An 18,812-nucleotide genomic window follows, 5' to 3' on the forward strand; every position below is an offset into this window, starting at 1 on the left:
ATGAGGGGGAGGGAGAAGGATGGCAATGAAGGAGGAGAGAAGGCCGGCTTCGAAGAACTAAAGCCTGCCGTATAGGGAGCAGCCATTCACGATTCACGATTGACGATTCACGATCCCGATTGACGATTGACGATCCCGATTCACGACTACGACAGCGACACGAAGCCCTTGCGGAGCGCCTCGAGGCAAAGGCCGACGCGGCTTTGCACCTGCATCTTTTCAAACAGCGCTTCGCGGTAGCCATCGACGGTGCGCTCGGAGAGGCCCATCTCGGAAGCGATCTGCTTGTAGGTAAGCTCGCTGCAGGCCAGCTGCAGGAATTCCTGCTCGCGCTTCGTGAGGCTGGGGCCCTTGCGGTCCTCCGATTCGCGGAGCAGCTTGCCGAGGTTAACGGGGCGGCTTTCGGAATGATAGTATCCTTTCGTGCGCACCTCGAGCAGCGCTTTCTCGAGCTCCGTGGGATGAATGTCCTTGGGCAGGTAGGCACAGCAGCCGCCCTTCAGCATCCCGATGATGGCGCTTTCGCCGTCGTTCATCGACAGGGCCACAAGCCGCATCGCCGGGTAGTTCTCACGCAGCCAGTTGACGGTCTGCACGCCATCGACAAGCGGCATGTTCACATCCACCAGCGCGATGTCGGCCGACAGGGGCTGCTGCGCGAGCTTCGCCTGCAGGTCCTGCCCGTTGTGGGCCTCGAGCACCACTTCGTAGTTCTGGAAGCTTTCGAGCAGCATGCTCACCGATTTGAGAAACAGCTGGTGGTCGTCGACGAGGATAAGCTTTGTCTTTTTCATGCGGGTTCGTTTAGCGGGATGCTGATATGCACGCGCGTTCCTTGCGGTGTTGCGGGATGCCAGGCGATGCTGCCGCCGAGCAGGCCCGTGCGGTGCTTCATATTGGCGAGGCCCATGCCGTTGCCCTTTGTGTGAGGCGGGAGGCCGCGGCCATTGTCGCTGATCTCGATATCGTAGTGGGTGGTGTTGCGGTGTATGCTCATCAGGATTTGCTGCGCACCGCTATGCTTCACGGCATTCTGCAAGGCTTCCTGCACAATGCGGAACAGGAGGATCTGTTGCTCCGCCGGCAGGTCTACGGGACAGTGAACTTCGAGCCGGGCCGAAAGATGCTGGCCCGCGTTGATCCGCGTGATCTCGGCCTCGAGGTTCGTAACGAGGTGAAACTGCTCGAGCCATTGCTTGTCGAGCGATTTGGAAAAGGAGCGCAATTCGCCGATGGCCTGTGCGAGGGTGTTGTTGGCCATCAGCAGCGGCTCGGGTGGCTGCGGCAGCGAGCGCTCGGTAAGACCAAGCAGCATGCGGGCTGTGCTCAGGAGCTGGCCGATATTGTCGTGCAGCTCCTTGCCGATGTTGAGATAGGTTTGCTCCTGCACTTCCACCTGCGCCAGCAGAAGCGCCTGCTGGAACTCGGCGCGCAGCGCGTGCTGCTCGGCGAGCATCGTCGACTTGCGGCGGTTGAAATAAAGCACGTACAGGATCACGAAGACAGCCACCAGCCCCAGAAAGGCGGAGATGATCAGGATGGCTTCCATTGGGGTTCCTTTCTCTTGCATAAAAACGCGATGATCCAGCAGGTGTACAACACCACCGATGCGCCGACAACGATGTAGCCAATGTTGCTATCGGGGTGGGCCGACCGGTAGGCCGCGATCTGGCTGCGGAACGCCAGGAACGGGATGGTTCCAAGATAGAAAAAAAAGAGTCCCGTGACGATCCAGAAAAAAGGAACCCGCAGGGGCGAGTCGGTTATGTTGTTGCGAAGCAGGTCGAGAAAGAAGTAGCAACTGGCAAACAGCAGGATGGCGGCCAGCAGGATCCGGCTGAACAGGTAATATGTGAAGAAAGGATGCGTCAGGGCTTCGCTGCCGAAGAACAGCGCGAAGCCGCCCAGGAAGATGCTGCTGACCATCCGCGCATTTTTCTGGTGCGCGAAAACGCGGTTGAACAGCCAATAGAAAAAGAAGGCCTGCACCGCGATAAGCCCGTTGTAGAAGGGATAGTTATTCAAGTGATGCGCGGCGCCCCAGCGCGCCTTCATCCAGCCCCCGCCCGCCTCTATGAGCAGCACGAGCGCCAGGTAAAGGAGAAAGGGGCGCCAGCCTTCGCCGGGCCGCCCGCGCAGGAGGAGCAGGCCAGCAAGGAACGCGGCCCATTCGAAATACTCGGTGATGCCGAGGTTTTGAAAGTAGTGCATAGGTTGATGCCGGGACAGTAGAATTACGGGAACAGGTTTCCTTCGTCGTAGATCGTATTGAGCTCCCCTTTCTTCGGGTGGAAATAATACTTGTCGTTTGCCGGGTCGAAATAATTAAGCACCGTACCGCTGCTCGTGTCGGTGAGCATGGGCACCACGAAGAAGCCAAGTCCTTCCTTGCCGTTGGCTCCCTTGCCATACTTCCAGACGTAGCCGAGCGCCCATACACAATTGGCCGGGATGCTTACACCGCCATCCTTCATGTGCTCGAGGTGCTTGTTTTGAATCTCGTCGAATTTGCCCGAGTCCAGGTATTCGCGGATGTCGCTTAGCCTGTATGCTACACCCTGGTTGTCTTTCATCGTGGTATTTGTTGCGATCTCCAGGAAGGCTTGTCGCCCGGCAATGGATTCGGAATCGACCATGCCGGTCACATAGTCGGGATGGAGCAGCGAGCTTCCGGCGCCTTTTTTCCCATTGAGCCACAGGACCAGCACCGCCAGCAGGCCAAGCGCAAAAAGTGTCAGGGCGATACGTTGCAGGCGGATGGTGCTGCGGAGCGATTGTTCGAGGTTCGATTGCATACAGTCTATTTTGGTTGTTACAATATCGAGAAGTTTGTTCGAAATAAAAACCGCCGCGGATAATCACCGGCAGGCCGTTTCCGCTCAGGGCCAGAGGTTGCCTTCGTCGAACACGTTGTAGTTCTGGTCATTGCCGGTTGGGTGATGATAGGCATCGCTGCTGAAGTAATCCAGTACGGTACCGGCCTCGTCCATAAGCACGGGAACTACAAAAAAGCTGAGACCTGTCCGGCCATTGGCGGATTCGCCGTATTTCCACTCATAGCTGATGCCCCAGTCCTTGCCGGGAGGCAGGCTGCCGCCCATCTTTTCGAGGTGGCGCTCCTGAATTTCGGGCAGTATGTTTTCGAAATAGTTCCTGATGTCTTTGAGGCGGTACGCTACCCCCGAGCCCGAGATAAGGTCCGAACCGGCGGCCCTGATCTTGAACTGGTCGATCGCCTTGCGGGCCGTGGCGTCGTCGATGCCGCGAACGTATTCTGTTGCCATAGCTGGTTGATTGTTTCGGGCAAGATTCAGAAATGTTACGCCGGTAGCGGCAGGTACTTTCCCCCGCGTACGGCGGGAAAATTCCCGGTACCTGCTCCGCGGTATATACCCGCAGCGCTGCGCCCCGCGCTTCGCAGTTTTGCGCTGTTGCTGTTCCGGCACACACACACACGAAAAAAATCAACCAGTATGAAAAAGCTTATGGCGTTTCTCCTGTTTTCAATGCTATGTATGATCGCCTCCGCACAGGTAACGGCAGGCAACCAGCGGTACCGCTTCCGGCAGGCAGTGGCATTGCCCGAGACGGACGCAACGGGTAAGGCGGTCGCAAACGCGGCAACGGCAACTGTGCCGATGAGCGCCGAATTCAACGTGGTGGCCGTCACTACAACCGGCGACTACGTGATCCATATACCGACATGGAAAGTACGCGGCGGCTCCGCGCAGGAGGCGCTGTTCAAAACCCGCAACAGCACGCTGAGTGTAGATGCCAACGGAGCGGAACGGTACTTCCTGCTCGGCCGCGGCAACTTTACGTCCTGGGCTGAGCTTGTAGAGCCCAGGGGAAGGTTTGTCGTGTATACCTCGACCAACCTGATCAAAATGCGACCGGGTTCCAAGGCCCTTTCGGATGGCTATCCCGTTTACTTCGATTTCAAAAGCGACTTCAACCTCGGCCTCATGGCAGGCGGACGCTTTTCGAGTAAGACGCGAAAGAACGTCGCCTTCAACGTACTCGCCGGTATCGGGCTTTCCTCCGTAAGCGTCGACAGCCTCAGCACGCACGGCAAGGTGAAAACAGCGGGCAACCAGGCCGCGCTGAGTCCTTCACTTGCCCTGGTAGGCGAAGTAGACCGCTTCCAGTTCGGCGCCTCTGTCGGCATCGATATAATGGCAGGCGAGGTAGGCCGGCAGTGGGTATACCGCGGCCGTCCCTGGATCGGCATCGGCATTGGCTTCAGCCTGTTCCAGAGTGCGCCGTCGTCAACGGGCCAGCAATGATCCTTAGAACCGCGAAGTATCGGGATCCTTGGCCGTTACCTTATCGGGTACGGGCTCGTCCTCGTCGTCTTTGCGAACCTTATCGCTCACCTTGTGAACGGCCGAGGAGAAGGGTCCCTTCATCTGCTTTTGCGGGTCAGTACTGTGGAGCGTTTCCGGGTCCGGGCTGAACCGGCTCTTATTTTTTTCTTCTTCTTTCATACCTATTCCGCTCCAAACACTGCGCCATTTTGAGCGTTGGTCAGGGCCTGTCGCCGTCCATTTTCTGGCCCGTGTCCGGGGTATCGGGTGTTTCTCCGCCTTTCTCTTCCACATTCTCGCCGATGTCGTTCATCGTAGAGGAGAGCGGGCCTTTCATATGCTCCTGGGGGTCGGTGGTATGGAGCGTTTCGGGATCGGGCGCGAGGGCGCTTTTTTCTTTTTCATCGTGTTTCATAAAGGCAGAAAAGCAACAACTGCGCCAGCGGTCGCCGGCAGAAATGAGGGCTTCGCCGACAGCTGCCCCTCTTCGGACCCGGGCAGTATACTTCAGCCAGCACCGCGTTCGTTCTCAGCACGCGTGGTCCCGGACAGTGGCGCCCGATAACCTGAAAACACCCGATTATGTTCCGCTCCTTTCTGCTGGCCGGCGCGCTCCTCGCCGCCGGCGCCGTTGCTGCCCAGGATGATGCCCGGTTCGAGGCCGGTGCCAGCCTCGGCGCCCTTATTTACCAGGGCGACCTCACGCCTTCACCAGCCGGATCGTACCGCACGGCGCGCCCTGCGCTGCAGCTCTGGGCGGCGCACAGTCTTTCCGACCGGCTTTCGGTACGCGCCAACCTTTTCATGGGATCGCTGCACGGCGACGATGCCCGCTATACATCGCCCGCCTGGCGGCAGGAGCGGGCCCTGAGCTTTTCCACGGGGCTTACGGAAGTGTCGCTGCTGGCCGTATACCGGCTCAACAACGGGTGGGCGCTGCAGCCGTATGTATTCGGTGGGATCGGCTACAGCTTCGTCAACGTGCGCCGCGATGCGAGCCACTTCAACACTACCTTCTTTGCCGACGACAAGCGCGTTACCGACGGACTCGCCACCGATCTTGCCCGCACCCCCGCACGCGGTGTGCCCGTGGTGCCGCTGGGTGCCGGCCTGCGCTACCCCATCGGCAATGCCTTATCGCTGTACGCGGAAACAGCCTACCGGCTTTCGCACACCGACTACCTCGACGGCTTCAGCGAGGTAGGGAACCCGCAGCGCTTCGATCACTACCAGTCGTATTCGATCGGCGTGAGCTATCGCTTCGGTGGTGGCGGACTCGGGAATTTGCTGGGAAGGCGCGGCAGTAGAAATACGGGCTGCCCGGTATTGCGGCAGTAACGCTAGTCGGCGGGCCACTCCTGCAGCACCACTCCGCCAAAGTCGTTCATGGCATGCGCCAGGAGCTCGGGCGTGCAATTGCAGGTGATGCTGAGGTTGCCGATATTGATGGTCGTCACTTGCCCCGACACCATACTGCGGAATCGCGAAAAGTCTTGCGGTGTCTGGAACTGAATGGTGACCTTGAACATCGATGTAAGGTAGACTATATTCTCCAGAGCGGCCGGATAAGCACCGTCGGGGCGGGTTGCGAAAAAAGCGCTCCTGCCGGAAGAGCTACGCCCCGCGCCGGTTTGCCGCGATTAGGGCGCACACCGATCATTTCCTAGGTAATGAAGAGGACCCCGGCGCTGCCCGGGTTTTTTTATTTCCGGTTGACGAAAAAAAGATGTCGGTCGCAAGCACTCTGCCGCGGGTCTCTGGAACAAACTTTGTGGCTTCTTTAACGCACATTACAGGCGAGCGGTGAACCTGAAACTGAGAGAGTGTGCGCTTCCAATTTTGCTTCTACAATGAACCTTCCCATCCTCGACGCACCTGCGCAGGGGACCGGCCGACATATATGCTAACCTAAAATCGTCGGTTATGAAAACACCGCTACGCTCCGAGGGCATTGCCATGCCTTGCCCGGGCGAACTATGCCCCCTGCTGCATCCAGGTCTATTGACATTATTGATCTTCCTGCTATCCGCCTTCCTGCCTGCCGCCGCGCAAACCCTTAGCACCGATCTTCCCGACTACCCGCCAGGTGCAACCGTAACATTAACGGGCAGTGGCTTTGCTGCCGGCGAGGACGTGACGCTGCGCGTGCTGCACGCGAGCGCCGATTCGCTTGGAACCGATCCGCAGTACCACGAGTCGTGGACCGTTACCGCCGATTCTGCCGGTGGTTTCGTCAGCTACTGGGTCGTACCGCTTGATGGCGATGCCGAATGGGCCACGCTCGTTGCCACTGCCGATGGCCTGCAGTCGGGGCTCCACGCGGAAGCTGTTTTCACCGACGCGCCACAGCCCTCCTGCAACCTATCGGCTATCAGCGGAACCAGCGCGCGCTGCCAGGGCAGCGGCCAGGATAACTACAGCGTCACGTACGGTGATGTATCCGGCTTTAACTGGACCGTCTCGGGTGCGGGCAACAGCATTTCGTTCAGCAATGGCAGCGCCACTGTTACGTGGTCGCCGACGTTCAGCGGAACGGCTACCATTACCTTCAGTATCAATGCCAGCTTGTGTACGGGGCCGGCCAGCCGAACGCTCAATGTGCTGGTGACCCCGCTGACGGTAGCCAGCACGGCGGCGGCCGGGAGCGGCGCAACGGCATCGGCCATCACGGCGAACTGGAGCGCCTCGGCCAATGCTACGAAATACCTGCTCGACCTGTCGACGGATGCTTCCTTCGGTTCGTTTGTAACCGCGGGCGGTAAAACCTTCAATGCCTTCGACGTCGGCAACGTGACCACCTACACGATCACGGGGCTCACGGCCAATACCACGTATTACTACCGGGTGCGTGCCGCCAACAGCTGCGGGTCGGCGACGGCTTCGGGCACAATTACCTATGCCACGCTGCCCACAGCTCCGCCCGCGCCGGTGGCAGCCGCCGGATCGGCAGCAGCCTGCAGCAGCTTTACGGCCAGCTGGAGCGCAGCCGCCGGCGCTACCGGCTACTTCCTCGACGTGGCCACGAACAGCAACTTCAATACAAACTTCATCGTAAGCGGCTACAATAACCTTTCCGTCGGCGCTGCGACCAGCGTTTCTGTTACCGGGCTGACGGCCGGCAATACGTATTTCTACCGGGTGCGGGCCAGCAACAGCGGAGGCTTCAGCGGTTATTCCAGTACCATTACTTACGCAACGCTGCCCGCGGCCCCGGCAACTCCGGGAACGATCAGCGGCACCGCAACGCCCTGCAGCGGCGCCAGCGGCGTGGCCTACAGCGTTGCGGCGGTAGCCAACGCCAGCAGCTACACCTGGACACTTCCTGCCGGTGCGACCATCGCCACAGGCGACGGCGGCAACTCCATCACGGTGAACTTCGGCAGCAGCGGTGGTAGCATCGCGGTGTCTGCTTCCAACAGTTGCGGCAGCAGCAGCCCGCGCACACTGGCGATCAGCCTCAACGTAGCGCCGACGATCAGCGGCCAGCCTGCCGTTCAGTCGATCACCTACGGCAGCAACGCATCGTTTACAGTCGGCGCCAGCGGCACACCCGCGCCCACCTACCAATGGCAGGAATACATCTCGGCGTGGAACAACCTCTCGAATGGCGGCGGCTACAGCGGCACGAGCACGGCGAACCTGCGGATCAGCTTACCCGGCGTTGCGGCCAGCGGGCGCAAGTACCGCTGCACCGCGACCAACAGCTGCGGCAGCGCCACGACCAACGAAGCCGCCGTGCTCACGGTAGCACCGCGTCCCATTACCCTCACGGCCGATCCGGCATCCAAGACCTACGGTGATGGCGACCCGGCCTTCAGCGCGCAGGTGACATCGGGCCTCATTGTAGGCACCGACACGCATACCGGCACGCTCGGACGCGCGCCGGGCGAGGGCGCCGGCACCTATGGCATCACGCAGGGTACGTATTCCTACGGAAGCAACTACGCGGAGACATTTGTAAGTGCGTTGCTCACGATCAACCCGCGGCCCATTACCATTACGGCAGATCCGAAAACAAAAACCTACGGAGACCCCGACCCGGCGCTGACGGCGCAGGTAACTATGGGCAGCATCGTTGGGACCGATGCGGCGAGCGGAACGCTCAGTCGAACTGGGGGCGAAAATGTGGGTCGCTATTTCATCGGGCAGGGCAGCTATACCTACGGCGGCAATTACCTTGAAACATTCGTTGGCGACAGCCTCGCGATCGGGCGGCGATCCATCACCCTTACCGCCGACGCCAGCGGCAAGATCTATGGTGACGGCGACCCGCTGCTGACAGCCCAGGTGACATCGGGAAATATCGTAGGAACCGATGCCTTCACCGGCACGCTGACGCGCGCCGCCGGCGAGGATACCGGCCACTATGCCATCAGCAAGGGCAGCTACACGTATGGTAACAATTATTCGGAGACGTTCACCGGCGCCCTGTTTGCGATCAGCCAGCGCGCCATAACCATCACAGCCGATGCGACGGGTAAGACTTATGGTAATGCCGACCCGGCGCTCACCGCGCAGGTAACAGCGGGAACTATCGTAGGAACGGATGCCGCCAGCGGCGCCCTGCAGCGCGTAGGTGGTGAGAGCGCCGGCACGTATGCCATTGCGCAGGGTACGTATTCCTACGGAAGCAACTACCACGAAACCTTCATCGGCAATGATTTCACGATCGGCCAGCGGCCCATTACCATTACCGCCGATCCGAAAAACAAAACCTATGGCGATCCTGACCCGGCATTCAGCGCGCAGGTAACCTCCGGAAGCATTGTGGGTACCGATGCCGCGAGCGGATCCCTGAGCCGTGCTCCCGGTGAGAACGTTGGCCGCTATGCGATCAGCAAGGGCACGTATTCCTACGGGGCCAACTATGCGGAAACCTTCGTGCGCGACAGCCTTACGATCGGCAAGCGCCCGATTACCATCAGCGCTGACGCAACAGGCAAGACCTATGGAAACGCAGACCCATCGTTGACGGCACAGGTAACTTCGGGCAGCATCGTAGGCACAGATGCTTTCACGGGCACGTTGACACGCGCCGCCGGCGAGGATACGGGCCATTATGCCATCAGCAAGGGCAGCTATACCTACGGCAACAACTATTCGGAAACTTTTGCCGGCGCCCTGTTTGCCATCAGCCAGCGCGCGATCACGATCAAGGCCGATCCGAAAAACAAAACCTATGGCGACCCTGACCCGGCATTCAGCGCGCAGGTAACCTCCGGAAGCATTGTGGGTACCGATGCCGCGAGCGGATCCCTGAGCCGTGCTCCCGGTGAGAACGTTGGCCGCTACGCCATCGGGCAGGGAACCTATACTTATGGAAGCAATTACCTGGAAACCTATGTGCGGGATAGCCTGACAATAGGACGACGCTCCATCACCATTACGGCCGACCCGAAAGGCAAGACCTACGGCGATCCCGACCCGGCGCTCACGGCGCAGGTAACAAGCGGTACGATCGTTGGTACGGACGCGGCTACGGGCGCACTGCAACGCGCGCCTGGTGAGAACGTGGGACGTTATGCGATCGGCAAGGGCACGTATTCCTACGGGACTAATTATGCGGAAACTTTCGTGCGCGACAGTCTTACGATCGGCAGGCGCCCGATTACCCTCAGCGCCGATGCAACAGGCAAAACCTATGGAAATGCAGACCCGGCACTCACGGCGCGGGTAACGGCGGGCAGCATTGTGGGTACCGACGCCGCCAGTGGCGCACTGACGCGCGCAGCAGGCGAGGACGTTGGCGCGTATGTCATCTCGCAGGGTACGTATTCCTACGGATCGAATTACCAGGAAACATTTGCAGGGGCTGACTTCAGCATCGGCCAGCGTCCGCTTACGCTCAACGTAACCGCGGGCCAGCACAAGACCTACGGAAATGCGGACCCGGCCTCCTTTGCCTATACGCTGGGGGCCGCGCAAAGCCTCGCGAGCTGGGATGCCTTCAGCGGAAGCCTGAGCCGCGATGCCGGCGAGACGATCGGCGGTTATCCTATACGGCAAACCGGCCTGCTTATCAAGCAAGGCAGTATCAATCATACGGCGAACTACTCCATCACCTTCAACGGCGCACTGTTTACCATCGACAAACGTTCGATCGGTATTACGGCCAATGCAAAGAGCAAGTCGTATGGAAGCGCCGACCCGGCACTGACCTTCGGCATCACGGCGGGCTCGCTCGCCTTCAGCGATGCCTTCAGGGGCAGCCTTACCCGCGCGCCGGGAGAGGATGTGGGCACCTACGCCATTGGCCAGGGTACGGTATCGCTCGACAGCAACTATACCCTCAGCTACACCGGCGCTCTTCTGACGATCAACGCCGCAAGTATCAGCACCTATGTCGGTGTGCCCGGACCGGGACGGCGCCAGTACAGCGACACGCTTAGCTTCCGCGTACGCATCGTTGGTGGTGCGCCCAGGGTGAGTGGCGCACCGGGTGCGGCATCGAGCGTTACGTTCCTTGTTGGCTCCCAAACGATGGGTACGGCCACGCTCACAACCGACGGCGCCGATCTGGTAGCCCTGCTCCCGCCGAAGAAGCTGGTGGAAGGCCTCAACGGGCAGATGGCGCCTGGTAATAAAACCATCAGCGCCGTGCTCAACAGCCCGAGTGCCAACTACGGCCTCACATCGGTGAACAACACACTGACCGATGCCGGCTTCAGCATCGACAAGGAAGATGCGCGCACGGAATATACCGGCGACCAGATCATGGGTACGGCCAACGCCACGGCGGTGAATGCCACCGTGAAGCTCCGCGCGACGCTCTATGACATCACCGCGATGACCGCCGACGCGGCCTACGATACATCGGCGGGCGATATCTGCAAGGCCAAAGTGAAGTTTGTTAACCGCGACAACGGCGCCGATATTTCGGGCTGGCTGCCGGTAACGCTCGTTGCCACCGACGGCAAGATCGGCACCGCCTCGTTTGACTATCCCGTAACGCTCGGCAGCACCGAAACGGACCGCGAGATAACGGTGGGCATCGTGGTGGATAACGGCTATTACATCCGCAACAGCCCGGCCGACAACACCGTGATCACGGTGTACAAGCCGGTGGGCGACTTCATCACCGGTGGTGGCCATGTGGTACCCGACAAGTCGGTGGGCACCTATCGCTCGGACAGCGCGTCGCGCACCAACTTCGGCTTCAACGTGAAGTACAACAAGAAGGGCGCGAACCTGCAGGGCAACATGAACATCATCTTCCGCCGCACGGAAAGCGACGGCCTGCATACCTACCAGATCAAGGCCAACTCGCTGCAGTCGCTGGGTGTGAATGCGTCCAACCCCGGCCGGCAAACGGCGCAGTTCTCCTCCAAGGCCAACCTCACGGATGTGACCAACCCCGCCGCGCCGATCCCGAAAGGCGGTAACAAGATGCTCTACGTGAACATGACCGACCGCGGCGACCCCGGCACGCAGGACTCGATCTCGATCGTGCTGGTGGAAGGCTCCGCCGACCCGGGTGTGCTGGCCAACGTGCTCTACTCGAGCGAGTGGCTCGCCAACAAAAACGGGCAGAAGGGGCTCCGTGGCGGCAACCTCCTGGTGAAGAGCGGCTTCAGCGTGAGCACTACGGGCGCTACCGTTCGCACGGTGGCAACTGGTGAGGCTACGTTAAGCGAAGGAGCTCCTGCGGCATCGCGCTTCGGGCTGCAGGCTTATCCCAACAGTACGGCCGGGCAGTTCCGCCTGCTGGCCGAAAGTGACGACAGCCGCACGCCGCTCCTGCTCCGGATCTTCGACATCAACGGGCGCCTGGTGCAGCAGTTTACGGGCCTGGCCCCAGGCAGCACCGTGGAAGCCGGCAGCAGCTATGCGCACGGCAGCTACATCGCCGAGTTGACCCAAGGCAGCCGGCGCGTGACGGTAAAGCTGATCAAAGAATAAGACAAAGGGTGGTTTTTCAGGTTAGGAGGCCGAAAGGCCTCCTTTTTTTGTCGGGCGGGCATGAAAAAAGCCGGCGTAGTGCCGGCTTTTCAGCTCCCCCTTCAGGACTTGAACCTGAGACCCTCTGATATTGATAATCAACATGTTAGGTAATTTATTATTTATGGGTAGCGGAAAAGAAACCAGCTATATACTTGTTAGAGGCATCAAAAGTTTACAAAAATTGTAAACAGTTTACAAAAAACGTAAACTTAAGTCGTACCTTTAGGCAAATTGGCGCGAATGAAAGCAAAGATAAAAGACTTGGAGTCCGGCACTACTTTAGATGCAATGATAGAGCCGGCATCAGCTGGCGATTTTCAACAAGTAAGGAAAAATAAAGCTGAGTTTCCCCACTTCAAGTGGAGCAATTATAAAAGTGAAGAGGTTTATAGAGTGACTTTGGTCAACTCAAAAGAGGTGCTAGCGATGATGTGTAATAAGGACCATGCTGAAGAAGCAACCAACGCTATTGAAATTGTTCTGTTGGAAGTAGCTAATAGTCATGTGGGAACAAAAAAACGATATGGCAATATTGCTGGTTGTTTGATTGCGTTTGCGTGTCGAGAATCAATTAAAAGGGGCCGTGGCGGTCTTATGTTCTTAATTCCCAAAACTGACTTGGTAAAACATTATCAATCGATTTATGGACTACAATACGAAAGAAATGCTCGTTCTTACACTGGAATGATGGTGGCCTACCTTAATGATTCAAGACGGTTGATTCAAACATACCTTGAATAGATAAATAAATTATATCCCCTTCCTCCTATAGCATGGAGGAAGGGGTTAAGCACATAAAGTCAAAATGACTGCTTTAGAAAGTGCTTACTAGATTATATACAGATTTAAAATTGATGCTATGACAACTTATAAGAATATCCAAACTCAATATAAACCTAAAGAGATAGCTGAATCATTTGTATTTCCTGCTGAAGAAAAGGATAGAGAACAAGTCATTGATTTATTAAAGGAAGTTCGTCAAAAGGCTAATTCTAATACTACAGACGAGGAAAAGATAATATCAAAGCTTTTACAGTTAAAGTTTATAATAGAAGACTACTTGTCCAGTGATACTTATAACTCTAAGTATCATTTCGGCTTTTTCTTAAAAGAATACATAGCCAGACTAGAAAAGAAGAATAAGGAACTTGCTTCCGAGATTGACATTGAACCAACTGAGTTAAGTCAATTGATTAATCAACATAGAGAGCCCAATGAAAAGATAATAATTAGATTGGAAATTCATTCTAACAAAAGCTTTCCGGCTATACTGTGGTATCGCCTAATTGAAAAGCAGAAAGAGTATGAACTTATGACTGATGATGGAAAGCGTCAGAAAGAAATGAAGCATGTGAAGCAAAGGTTGGAGTTTTCTTTGTGACACAAGTTTGATTACACTTGTGCTTTATTAAAATTTGTGCCCATCATTTGATGGGCACAAATTTTTTATGATATTGAAGCGGTTACAAAAAATATCATTTGTCAGGAAGGAGCAAAAAGCTGACAATAGAGAAGTCATTCTCCGAACCACTCCACTGCGAATTAATACTTCCCTCTGATTAACAGTATCAATGAGTTATAAAATTTCGGCAGCATATGGTAACCATTTTGATACCTAGTTTTCCCTTTGGTAAATCATTCAATAAAGGAACAATTTGTACTAATTGTCTTTATTCTTAAAGGCTTTGGACGAACTATTTCTTAGGGGCATACGTTCTTACGCTTTCAGCTTCACGCAACCACCATAAGCCGTTTGATGCACTTGATTGTATTTTATCGAGCTTATAAAGCCCTCTAAACCGATACATTACGTCGCCAAAAGTACTTTCTACCTGTGCGAATACTATCCTCTTTAAAATACCCGACTTGAACACTTTGTCAATGTGTTCTTGCGGGTCTCTTTTTAGTGGTCTTTCCACAATGAACGATTCATCAGGTGAAATAGAATTATCCCATTCGTCGTTTTTGTAAAGCTTAGGGAACCAAATTAACTTGTCCTTCTCGAAAGGATGATTTATGCCTCCGGGCCGAGCGCCTTTTGCTTTGTATGAATGTCCAAAGCAATTAACCGCTTGAACTTTTGTTTTGAATGCACATTGGTCAGATATTTCGATACTTCCTTTTTTTATCCATGTTCTTGGGTCGAACTCTTCCTCTATATTCCATGACCTGAAATTTGAGGTTTCCGCTTTTTTCTGCCGAATAGCACTTACAATTAAGTCTGTTTGTTGGTGAATTGACTCAATCGGCTGGCTTGCGTCAATACGATATATCTTATGACCAGTAGCATTCACAATGTCTGCTTCTCTGATAGAATCAAGTTCGACTGAATTCTTATGGTGAGCCTCGTCAACCTCTACGTGAATACCAAGTTGGGGGAAATATAAATCAGAAAGTGCGTGTCCGCCCGGCCTTGAAATGTATTGCTGTGTGACTGGCTTAATTGTTAAATCATCTAACAAATGCCAGATGCGGTGGATAATATAATGTTCATATCGCTTTTTTGTGACACGCGCGAAATGGCGCGTCAAATATTCCAACTTCGTCATCAAGGTCGTTCGCGTTATTTAATTTATACCAAGTGCTTTTTTGAAAGCTTCTTTAGTATCCTCTAGGCCAATGGACTTCATCAAAATAGGATATTTCGGTAAGCCTTTTTGTGCTAGCGTTTCTTCAATCAAGGAGTGACCTGTTAATATAACGATGGGAGGGTGGATAGGTAGAGTATTAATTCTTGCGATGACCCCATACCCATCAAGCTCACTTTTAGGAGAAAGGTCTATATCAACAACACAAAGCGAGTATTCTGAAATCCTCTCCATTCTAAAACTCTGAGACGATGGATAGTATTCGAAAAGAAGCTGATTATTGAAGTATAATAAGTTTACAGCCTTAAAAATCCCACTGATTAAATCATGTTCGTTCTCAAATACCGCTACTTTCATTATAATTCCTTTTTAAACGATAACTTCAAAACTATTCTATTGTCATCTTCCAAACGAAGGTTATAGATTATTCTCATTTGCTTCAGGAAAGATTTCATCATAGCCAACCCATGTGAGGTCCTTCTACTCATTTCTGTATCATCAGGGGAATTGAAATCATGGACCATTTTATCCATTTCTTCTTTTGACTCAGTCCTTTTATAATTATTAACGAAGTAAATATTATAATATTCTGGCGTCTCGGCAAAATTGAGAGCGTGATATCCATCTTCGTATTTCGACATATTCTGGATGCAGTCATTTATAAGGATTTCGAAGTATTCTTCGTTAAGCGAGAAATAAATGTTTTGCTCGAAATCAACTTTCCATTGCATGTTGATTGACTCAACTTCAAAGTAATACGTCCAGTTCTTGACGATGATTGTAAATATCTTTCTAAGAGATGTTTTGTTAATTTCAGTTATCAAGAAAGGGTTCTCTGGCTTTTCAAGTATTTGGTTTGTGCGCTGTAAGATTTCTTGAATTGCAACCTTAATCTTTCTTCTGTTCTGTTCTGCAATAGCCTTAATTCCCTCTAGTTTCAATGGGTCGGTTTGCTTGTCGTCAATCACGTCAAGCATCTCAAAATGTGCTTTAATGGGAGAAAACTTATTTCTTAAAAAATGCATGGCCATTGTTGCGTTGTTCACATAAATAATCCTATTCTTGATTTGTTTCATGTGCAAATCGCGTTCTTTTTTTAATTCTATTTCAACTCTAAGCACCTTGGTTACCCTAGTTAGGATTGGCCGTAGGTACAATTCGCTATAAACTTCTCCTACGAACTTTAGGTATCCTAATTTTTTGGCATTGATTACATATATAAACAGGTCATCAGATTCGCTTACAGATAGGACGTAGTTAGTTGCATACTCCTTTCCATTAAGAGTTATTAATTTGTTGGTTATTGGCCTGCCAGTCGCCATTTGTTTCAACTCGTCTTCACTAAAGTTGACGCCATATCCATAGACAAAGAATGACCCGTTGACTAACAAGGTTTTCCCCTTGTAAATTCGGAAGCCAACTATGCTATCTATCTCATAAAAGTTGTGATAATAAGAAGAGTTTAGTTTTCTTATAATTTCTCGATATAATAAATGCGTCTTGTTGACCTCTAATGCTTTGCTTTGAAACTGCTCAATCGTTTCCTGAAGGAACGAATTGAACTTTAGTACTCGACTTCGAAACCTCTCGCAATAGTCCACAACCATAAATGCGAAGAGTGGTAAAAGATAGACGACTTGGAATTGCTGTATATTGAGAAGATATATAGTTAGCCCGCAGAGCAGGTAGATTGACACGTCCCTTTTTGAGCCTGAATGGTTTGGTGAATTTACAATAGGCAGAATAAGAAGTGGGTGAGTAAATAGTGTAAAAGGCTTTCCGTATAAAATGAATCCAATAAATACGAAGTCATTTAATAGTCTGGCCTTAGCCTTCCACCCATCTTTTTTATAAAGGCTAGCAAATACAACGACATAGATGAGAAAAGCGAGGGCGTAGTAATAGCTTCTAAATATATTGTTACTGTAAGCAAAGATGGCTATAGCGTATAACATTAATACCACACGGTACACTATAGAAATCATCAATTTTATCGCATTGTCAAGGATGTATGAACGGAACATTAGAACTTCAGTTTTTCTTTTAGTTCATCAAGAAGGAATTTTACGAAGAGAAGCAGGACGATTCCTTTTAGAGCCAACATTATGACTACTCCTCCAATATTCTTTGCGTGAATTTTTACGCCCTCGTCATCGTCTATCGCAGTAAATCCCAATAAAGTGTTTGAAATGTGATTTGCAATGCTATTATCGCTATATCGTTTGAACTCGGATTCAAAGCAAACGAAATCATTGGTTGGCGCCGGAAGAAGGATAATTGCATAAAGGCAGTATAGAAGTAATACCGTAATTACCAGCGTCCCTAAATTGTAAGTGGCTATATCTCTAACAAGTCTAAACTTGTCTACGACTGACCATGATTCCAAATAGGCGTCGATTTTCTTTTCCTTTATTGCTTTTTTGTGCCAATTAATTTCATCATCCAAATGGTGGATTTTCAGGAGGCGTCCTAGGTACTCGAGAACATTAATCTGTTGGGTTGATGATAAAGTGGCGGTGATTTTATCAATTTTTTCCTTGTGTAAAGGAAAATAGCCAAATCCGGGACTATCTATTGCAGTCACGGAATATTTCACATAGTTACGACAATCAGAAAAGATTGAGTTGATAGTATTAGGATTCGACGATTTCTTTTTCAGCTCAATAATATTGCTGATTATTTGTATTCTTTGGTAATCTTCCAGATTCGGACTCAACTTTGCATACTCTTCGCGGATTATGTCTTCAATGTCCATTTATTCAGCTAGTTGGTTTATCCAAATATCTGACTTTTAGGGAAATGAACATGAATGCACCTAACTATCAATTTGTTTCAGATTTTTTCCCTTAACAATAAACCTAATTCGTACTTCTCAAAAGCTCCTCAAGACCGGTTGCATCTGCGTTCGCCAGCGCTATGAAGTTGTTTGTAAGCAAATCGAGGATTTTTACGTCGAGTATCTAAAAAAAGATAAGATTTCGATAGATATGCGTGCTTTCAATGATGTGCGACTCTTAGAACCATATCTACAGCAAATAAATATTAATGAGTTACTTCAGCCTTAGGCAAAAGTTTATATTGTGTTGGATGCTTTCCCATCTGGTAAACAGGAATGTTGAGTTCTTTCGTTATTCGCCAAAACTCACTTAAGAGTTCTGCTTTATTATTCTGGAACCTTGTCCCCAAATAGATTGCTCTTGGTTTTTCGGTCTTTATACGCTGAGGAAAGTAATTAGGCTTCTTGGCAATGGTTACTCTCCATTCTTTTTCATAGCTCCAGTCTTGCGCCTTCAATAACGTAGAACCGATTTTCGTTAATGTATTTAGGTCTTCGAGAACTTCAAGCTTATACACGTCGTTTGTATACACTATTGGCAATAGAAAAGGTCGTATTTCTTCGTTGTCAATAAAATCGTATTCGATAGATATACCTTTATGCTGGTCGGCATAATGAGCCCACAAGAGAAGCGAGTCTTTCACAGTGCTAAAGCTGCATATCCTGATATTTAAGTTCGTCTCGTCAATTATTTGTTGCCAACTATTCTGAATTGCAGACAATTGCTCTTCTGGAGCTAACGAAACAGATGCACCCTTTCTTTTACAGATATCACCAAATGTTTTGTAGGGAGATTCATCAGTGATTATTGCATCTATTTCACCATCGTTTAAGGTGGAACCTGTTCTTTTATTGAAGTTCTCACGGAATGTTGGGCTTGAGAATAACTTCTTCAAGCTACTTAAGTTGTCAAATTGAACCGAACATTCAAAAGGGTCATTGAGAGTATTTATATCTGCCATCCAAATAAAGCCTTCGGATATTGAGGTTAAGGTGTTTTCGCTGAGTGATTTGTACTTAAAGAACGACTCCGTGAAATGAAGGTCTCTTAATTTTAGACCTTGTTCAAAATTCTGGCTAACCATCAAATTCCAACATTCGTGTTCCCATCCAACTTCATTATTTCTCATATGTTTATTG

Annotated in this window: 18 protein-coding genes; 5 read left to right on the top strand and 13 right to left on the bottom strand. The window is 52.0% G+C overall.

Features of this window, described 5'->3' with window-relative positions:
• Positions 1-146 precede the first annotated feature (146 nt).
• The 5 genes from ACYU7Z_RS12550 to ACYU7Z_RS12570 all read right to left on the bottom strand — a co-directional run bounded on the left by ACYU7Z_RS12550 (position 147) and on the right by ACYU7Z_RS12570 (position 3,284).
• Entirely contained in the window at positions 147-794 is a 648-nt protein-coding gene (locus ACYU7Z_RS12550) for a transcriptional regulator (protein ID WP_460570950.1), read from the bottom strand.
• Positions 791-1,549, bottom strand: a complete 759-nt coding sequence (locus tag ACYU7Z_RS12555; RefSeq protein ID WP_460570951.1) for a sensor histidine kinase — start codon at positions 1,547-1,549, stop codon at positions 791-793. The genes ACYU7Z_RS12550 and ACYU7Z_RS12555 overlap by 4 nt, the downstream gene beginning before the upstream one ends.
• Positions 1,534-2,211, bottom strand: a complete 678-nt coding sequence (locus ACYU7Z_RS12560) for a hypothetical protein (protein ID WP_460570952.1) — start codon at positions 2,209-2,211, stop codon at positions 1,534-1,536. Before ACYU7Z_RS12560 ends, ACYU7Z_RS12555 begins: the two co-directional genes overlap by 16 nt.
• A 23-nt stretch (positions 2,212-2,234) precedes the next feature.
• Positions 2,235-2,795, bottom strand: coding sequence for a hypothetical protein (locus ACYU7Z_RS12565; protein WP_460570953.1), 561 nt, complete (start codon positions 2,793-2,795; stop codon positions 2,235-2,237).
• A gap of 84 nt (positions 2,796-2,879) precedes the next feature.
• Complete coding sequence (locus tag ACYU7Z_RS12570; RefSeq protein ID WP_460570955.1) at positions 2,880-3,284, bottom strand: hypothetical protein; 405 nt, start codon at positions 3,282-3,284, stop codon at positions 2,880-2,882.
• 189 nt (positions 3,285-3,473) lie between these two features.
• Here ACYU7Z_RS12570 and ACYU7Z_RS12575 point away from each other — a divergent pair, with 189 nt between their 5' ends.
• Complete coding sequence (locus ACYU7Z_RS12575; RefSeq protein ID WP_460570956.1) at positions 3,474-4,286, top strand: hypothetical protein; 813 nt, start codon at positions 3,474-3,476, stop codon at positions 4,284-4,286.
• A 3-nt stretch (positions 4,287-4,289) separates the two neighbouring features.
• Here the strand turns inward: ACYU7Z_RS12575 and ACYU7Z_RS12580 are convergent, their stop codons facing one another.
• A complete protein-coding gene (locus ACYU7Z_RS12580; protein ID WP_460570958.1) occupies positions 4,290-4,487 on the bottom strand; it encodes a hypothetical protein in 198 nt (65 codons plus the stop codon).
• A 40-nt stretch (positions 4,488-4,527) separates the two neighbouring features.
• Positions 4,528-4,722, bottom strand: coding sequence for a hypothetical protein (locus tag ACYU7Z_RS12585; protein WP_460570959.1), 195 nt, complete (start codon positions 4,720-4,722; stop codon positions 4,528-4,530).
• Positions 4,723-4,889: 167 nt separating this feature from the next.
• On the opposite strand from ACYU7Z_RS12585, the gene ACYU7Z_RS12590 reads away from it, so the two are divergent.
• Positions 4,890-5,645, top strand: coding sequence for a DUF6089 family protein (locus tag ACYU7Z_RS12590; protein WP_460570960.1), 756 nt, complete (start codon positions 4,890-4,892; stop codon positions 5,643-5,645).
• Between the two features lie 2 nt (positions 5,646-5,647).
• Here the strand turns inward: ACYU7Z_RS12590 and ACYU7Z_RS12595 are convergent, their stop codons facing one another.
• Positions 5,648-5,836, bottom strand: a complete 189-nt coding sequence (locus ACYU7Z_RS12595) for a hypothetical protein (protein ID WP_460570962.1) — start codon at positions 5,834-5,836, stop codon at positions 5,648-5,650.
• A gap of 472 nt (positions 5,837-6,308) precedes the next feature.
• Here ACYU7Z_RS12595 and ACYU7Z_RS12600 point away from each other — a divergent pair, with 472 nt between their 5' ends.
• From ACYU7Z_RS12600 to ACYU7Z_RS12610, 3 genes are all read left to right on the top strand, one after another.
• The gene (locus ACYU7Z_RS12600) at positions 6,309-12,206 is read left to right on the top strand and encodes an MBG domain-containing protein (protein WP_460570963.1); all 5,898 of its coding nucleotides are present in this window, start codon (positions 6,309-6,311) and stop codon (positions 12,204-12,206) included.
• A gap of 282 nt (positions 12,207-12,488) precedes the next feature.
• Positions 12,489-12,989 carry a hypothetical protein gene (locus ACYU7Z_RS12605; RefSeq protein WP_460570964.1) on the top strand — a complete coding sequence of 167 codons (501 nt, stop codon included), beginning with the start codon at positions 12,489-12,491 and terminating at the stop codon, positions 12,987-12,989.
• A 118-nt stretch (positions 12,990-13,107) separates the two neighbouring features.
• On the top strand, positions 13,108-13,629 hold the full coding sequence (locus ACYU7Z_RS12610) for a hypothetical protein (protein WP_460570966.1): 522 nt from the start codon (positions 13,108-13,110) through the stop codon (positions 13,627-13,629).
• 313 nt (positions 13,630-13,942) lie between these two features.
• On the opposite strand, the gene ACYU7Z_RS12615 is transcribed toward ACYU7Z_RS12610, so the two are convergent.
• From ACYU7Z_RS12615 to ACYU7Z_RS12635, 5 genes are all read right to left on the bottom strand, one after another.
• Complete coding sequence (locus ACYU7Z_RS12615) at positions 13,943-14,797, bottom strand: AbaSI family restriction endonuclease (protein ID WP_460570967.1); 855 nt, start codon at positions 14,795-14,797, stop codon at positions 13,943-13,945.
• Positions 14,798-14,815: 18 nt separating this feature from the next.
• Positions 14,816-15,193: a response regulator gene (locus tag ACYU7Z_RS12620; protein WP_460570968.1), complete on the bottom strand. Its 378-nt coding sequence runs from the start codon at positions 15,191-15,193 to the stop codon at positions 14,816-14,818.
• Positions 15,193-16,860, bottom strand: a complete 1,668-nt coding sequence (locus tag ACYU7Z_RS12625) for a hypothetical protein (protein ID WP_460570970.1) — start codon at positions 16,858-16,860, stop codon at positions 15,193-15,195. Before ACYU7Z_RS12625 ends, ACYU7Z_RS12620 begins: the two co-directional genes overlap by 1 nt.
• Entirely contained in the window at positions 16,860-17,591 is a 732-nt protein-coding gene (locus ACYU7Z_RS12630) for a hypothetical protein (protein WP_460570971.1), read from the bottom strand. The genes ACYU7Z_RS12625 and ACYU7Z_RS12630 overlap by 1 nt, the downstream gene beginning before the upstream one ends.
• 287 nt (positions 17,592-17,878) lie before the next feature.
• Positions 17,879-18,802 (bottom strand): DUF2971 domain-containing protein, encoded by a 924-nt coding sequence (locus ACYU7Z_RS12635; RefSeq protein ID WP_460570972.1) that lies wholly within the window; start codon positions 18,800-18,802, stop codon positions 17,879-17,881.
• Between the last annotated feature and the right edge of the window lie 10 nt (positions 18,803-18,812).

Source organism: Flaviaestuariibacter terrae (assembly GCF_054777635.1).

Excerpts from the sequence above, each read along its gene's own strand:
- ACYU7Z_RS12550 (WP_460570950.1), bottom strand. The coding sequence starts at position 794 with ATGAAAAAGACAAAGCTTATCCTCGTCGACGACCACCAGCTGTTTCTC.
- ACYU7Z_RS12555 (WP_460570951.1), bottom strand. The coding sequence starts at position 1,549 with ATGGAAGCCATCCTGATCATCTCCGCCTTTCTGGGGCTGGTGGCTGTC.
- ACYU7Z_RS12560 (WP_460570952.1), bottom strand. The coding sequence starts at position 2,211 with ATGCACTACTTTCAAAACCTCGGCATCACCGAGTATTTCGAATGGGCC.
- ACYU7Z_RS12565 (WP_460570953.1), bottom strand. The coding sequence starts at position 2,795 with ATGCAATCGAACCTCGAACAATCGCTCCGCAGCACCATCCGCCTGCAA.
- ACYU7Z_RS12570 (WP_460570955.1), bottom strand. The coding sequence starts at position 3,284 with ATGGCAACAGAATACGTTCGCGGCATCGACGACGCCACGGCCCGCAAG.
- ACYU7Z_RS12575 (WP_460570956.1), top strand. The coding sequence starts at position 3,474 with ATGAAAAAGCTTATGGCGTTTCTCCTGTTTTCAATGCTATGTATGATC.
- ACYU7Z_RS12580 (WP_460570958.1), bottom strand. The coding sequence starts at position 4,487 with ATGAAAGAAGAAGAAAAAAATAAGAGCCGGTTCAGCCCGGACCCGGAA.
- ACYU7Z_RS12585 (WP_460570959.1), bottom strand. The coding sequence starts at position 4,722 with ATGAAACACGATGAAAAAGAAAAAAGCGCCCTCGCGCCCGATCCCGAA.
- ACYU7Z_RS12590 (WP_460570960.1), top strand. The coding sequence starts at position 4,890 with ATGTTCCGCTCCTTTCTGCTGGCCGGCGCGCTCCTCGCCGCCGGCGCC.
- ACYU7Z_RS12595 (WP_460570962.1), bottom strand. The coding sequence starts at position 5,836 with ATGTTCAAGGTCACCATTCAGTTCCAGACACCGCAAGACTTTTCGCGA.
- ACYU7Z_RS12605 (WP_460570964.1), top strand. The coding sequence starts at position 12,489 with ATGAAAGCAAAGATAAAAGACTTGGAGTCCGGCACTACTTTAGATGCA.
- ACYU7Z_RS12610 (WP_460570966.1), top strand. The coding sequence starts at position 13,108 with ATGACAACTTATAAGAATATCCAAACTCAATATAAACCTAAAGAGATA.
- ACYU7Z_RS12615 (WP_460570967.1), bottom strand. The coding sequence starts at position 14,797 with ATGACGAAGTTGGAATATTTGACGCGCCATTTCGCGCGTGTCACAAAA.
- ACYU7Z_RS12620 (WP_460570968.1), bottom strand. The coding sequence starts at position 15,193 with ATGAAAGTAGCGGTATTTGAGAACGAACATGATTTAATCAGTGGGATT.
- ACYU7Z_RS12625 (WP_460570970.1), bottom strand. The coding sequence starts at position 16,860 with ATGTTCCGTTCATACATCCTTGACAATGCGATAAAATTGATGATTTCT.
- ACYU7Z_RS12630 (WP_460570971.1), bottom strand. The coding sequence starts at position 17,591 with ATGGACATTGAAGACATAATCCGCGAAGAGTATGCAAAGTTGAGTCCG.
- ACYU7Z_RS12635 (WP_460570972.1), bottom strand. The coding sequence starts at position 18,802 with ATGAGAAATAATGAAGTTGGATGGGAACACGAATGTTGGAATTTGATG.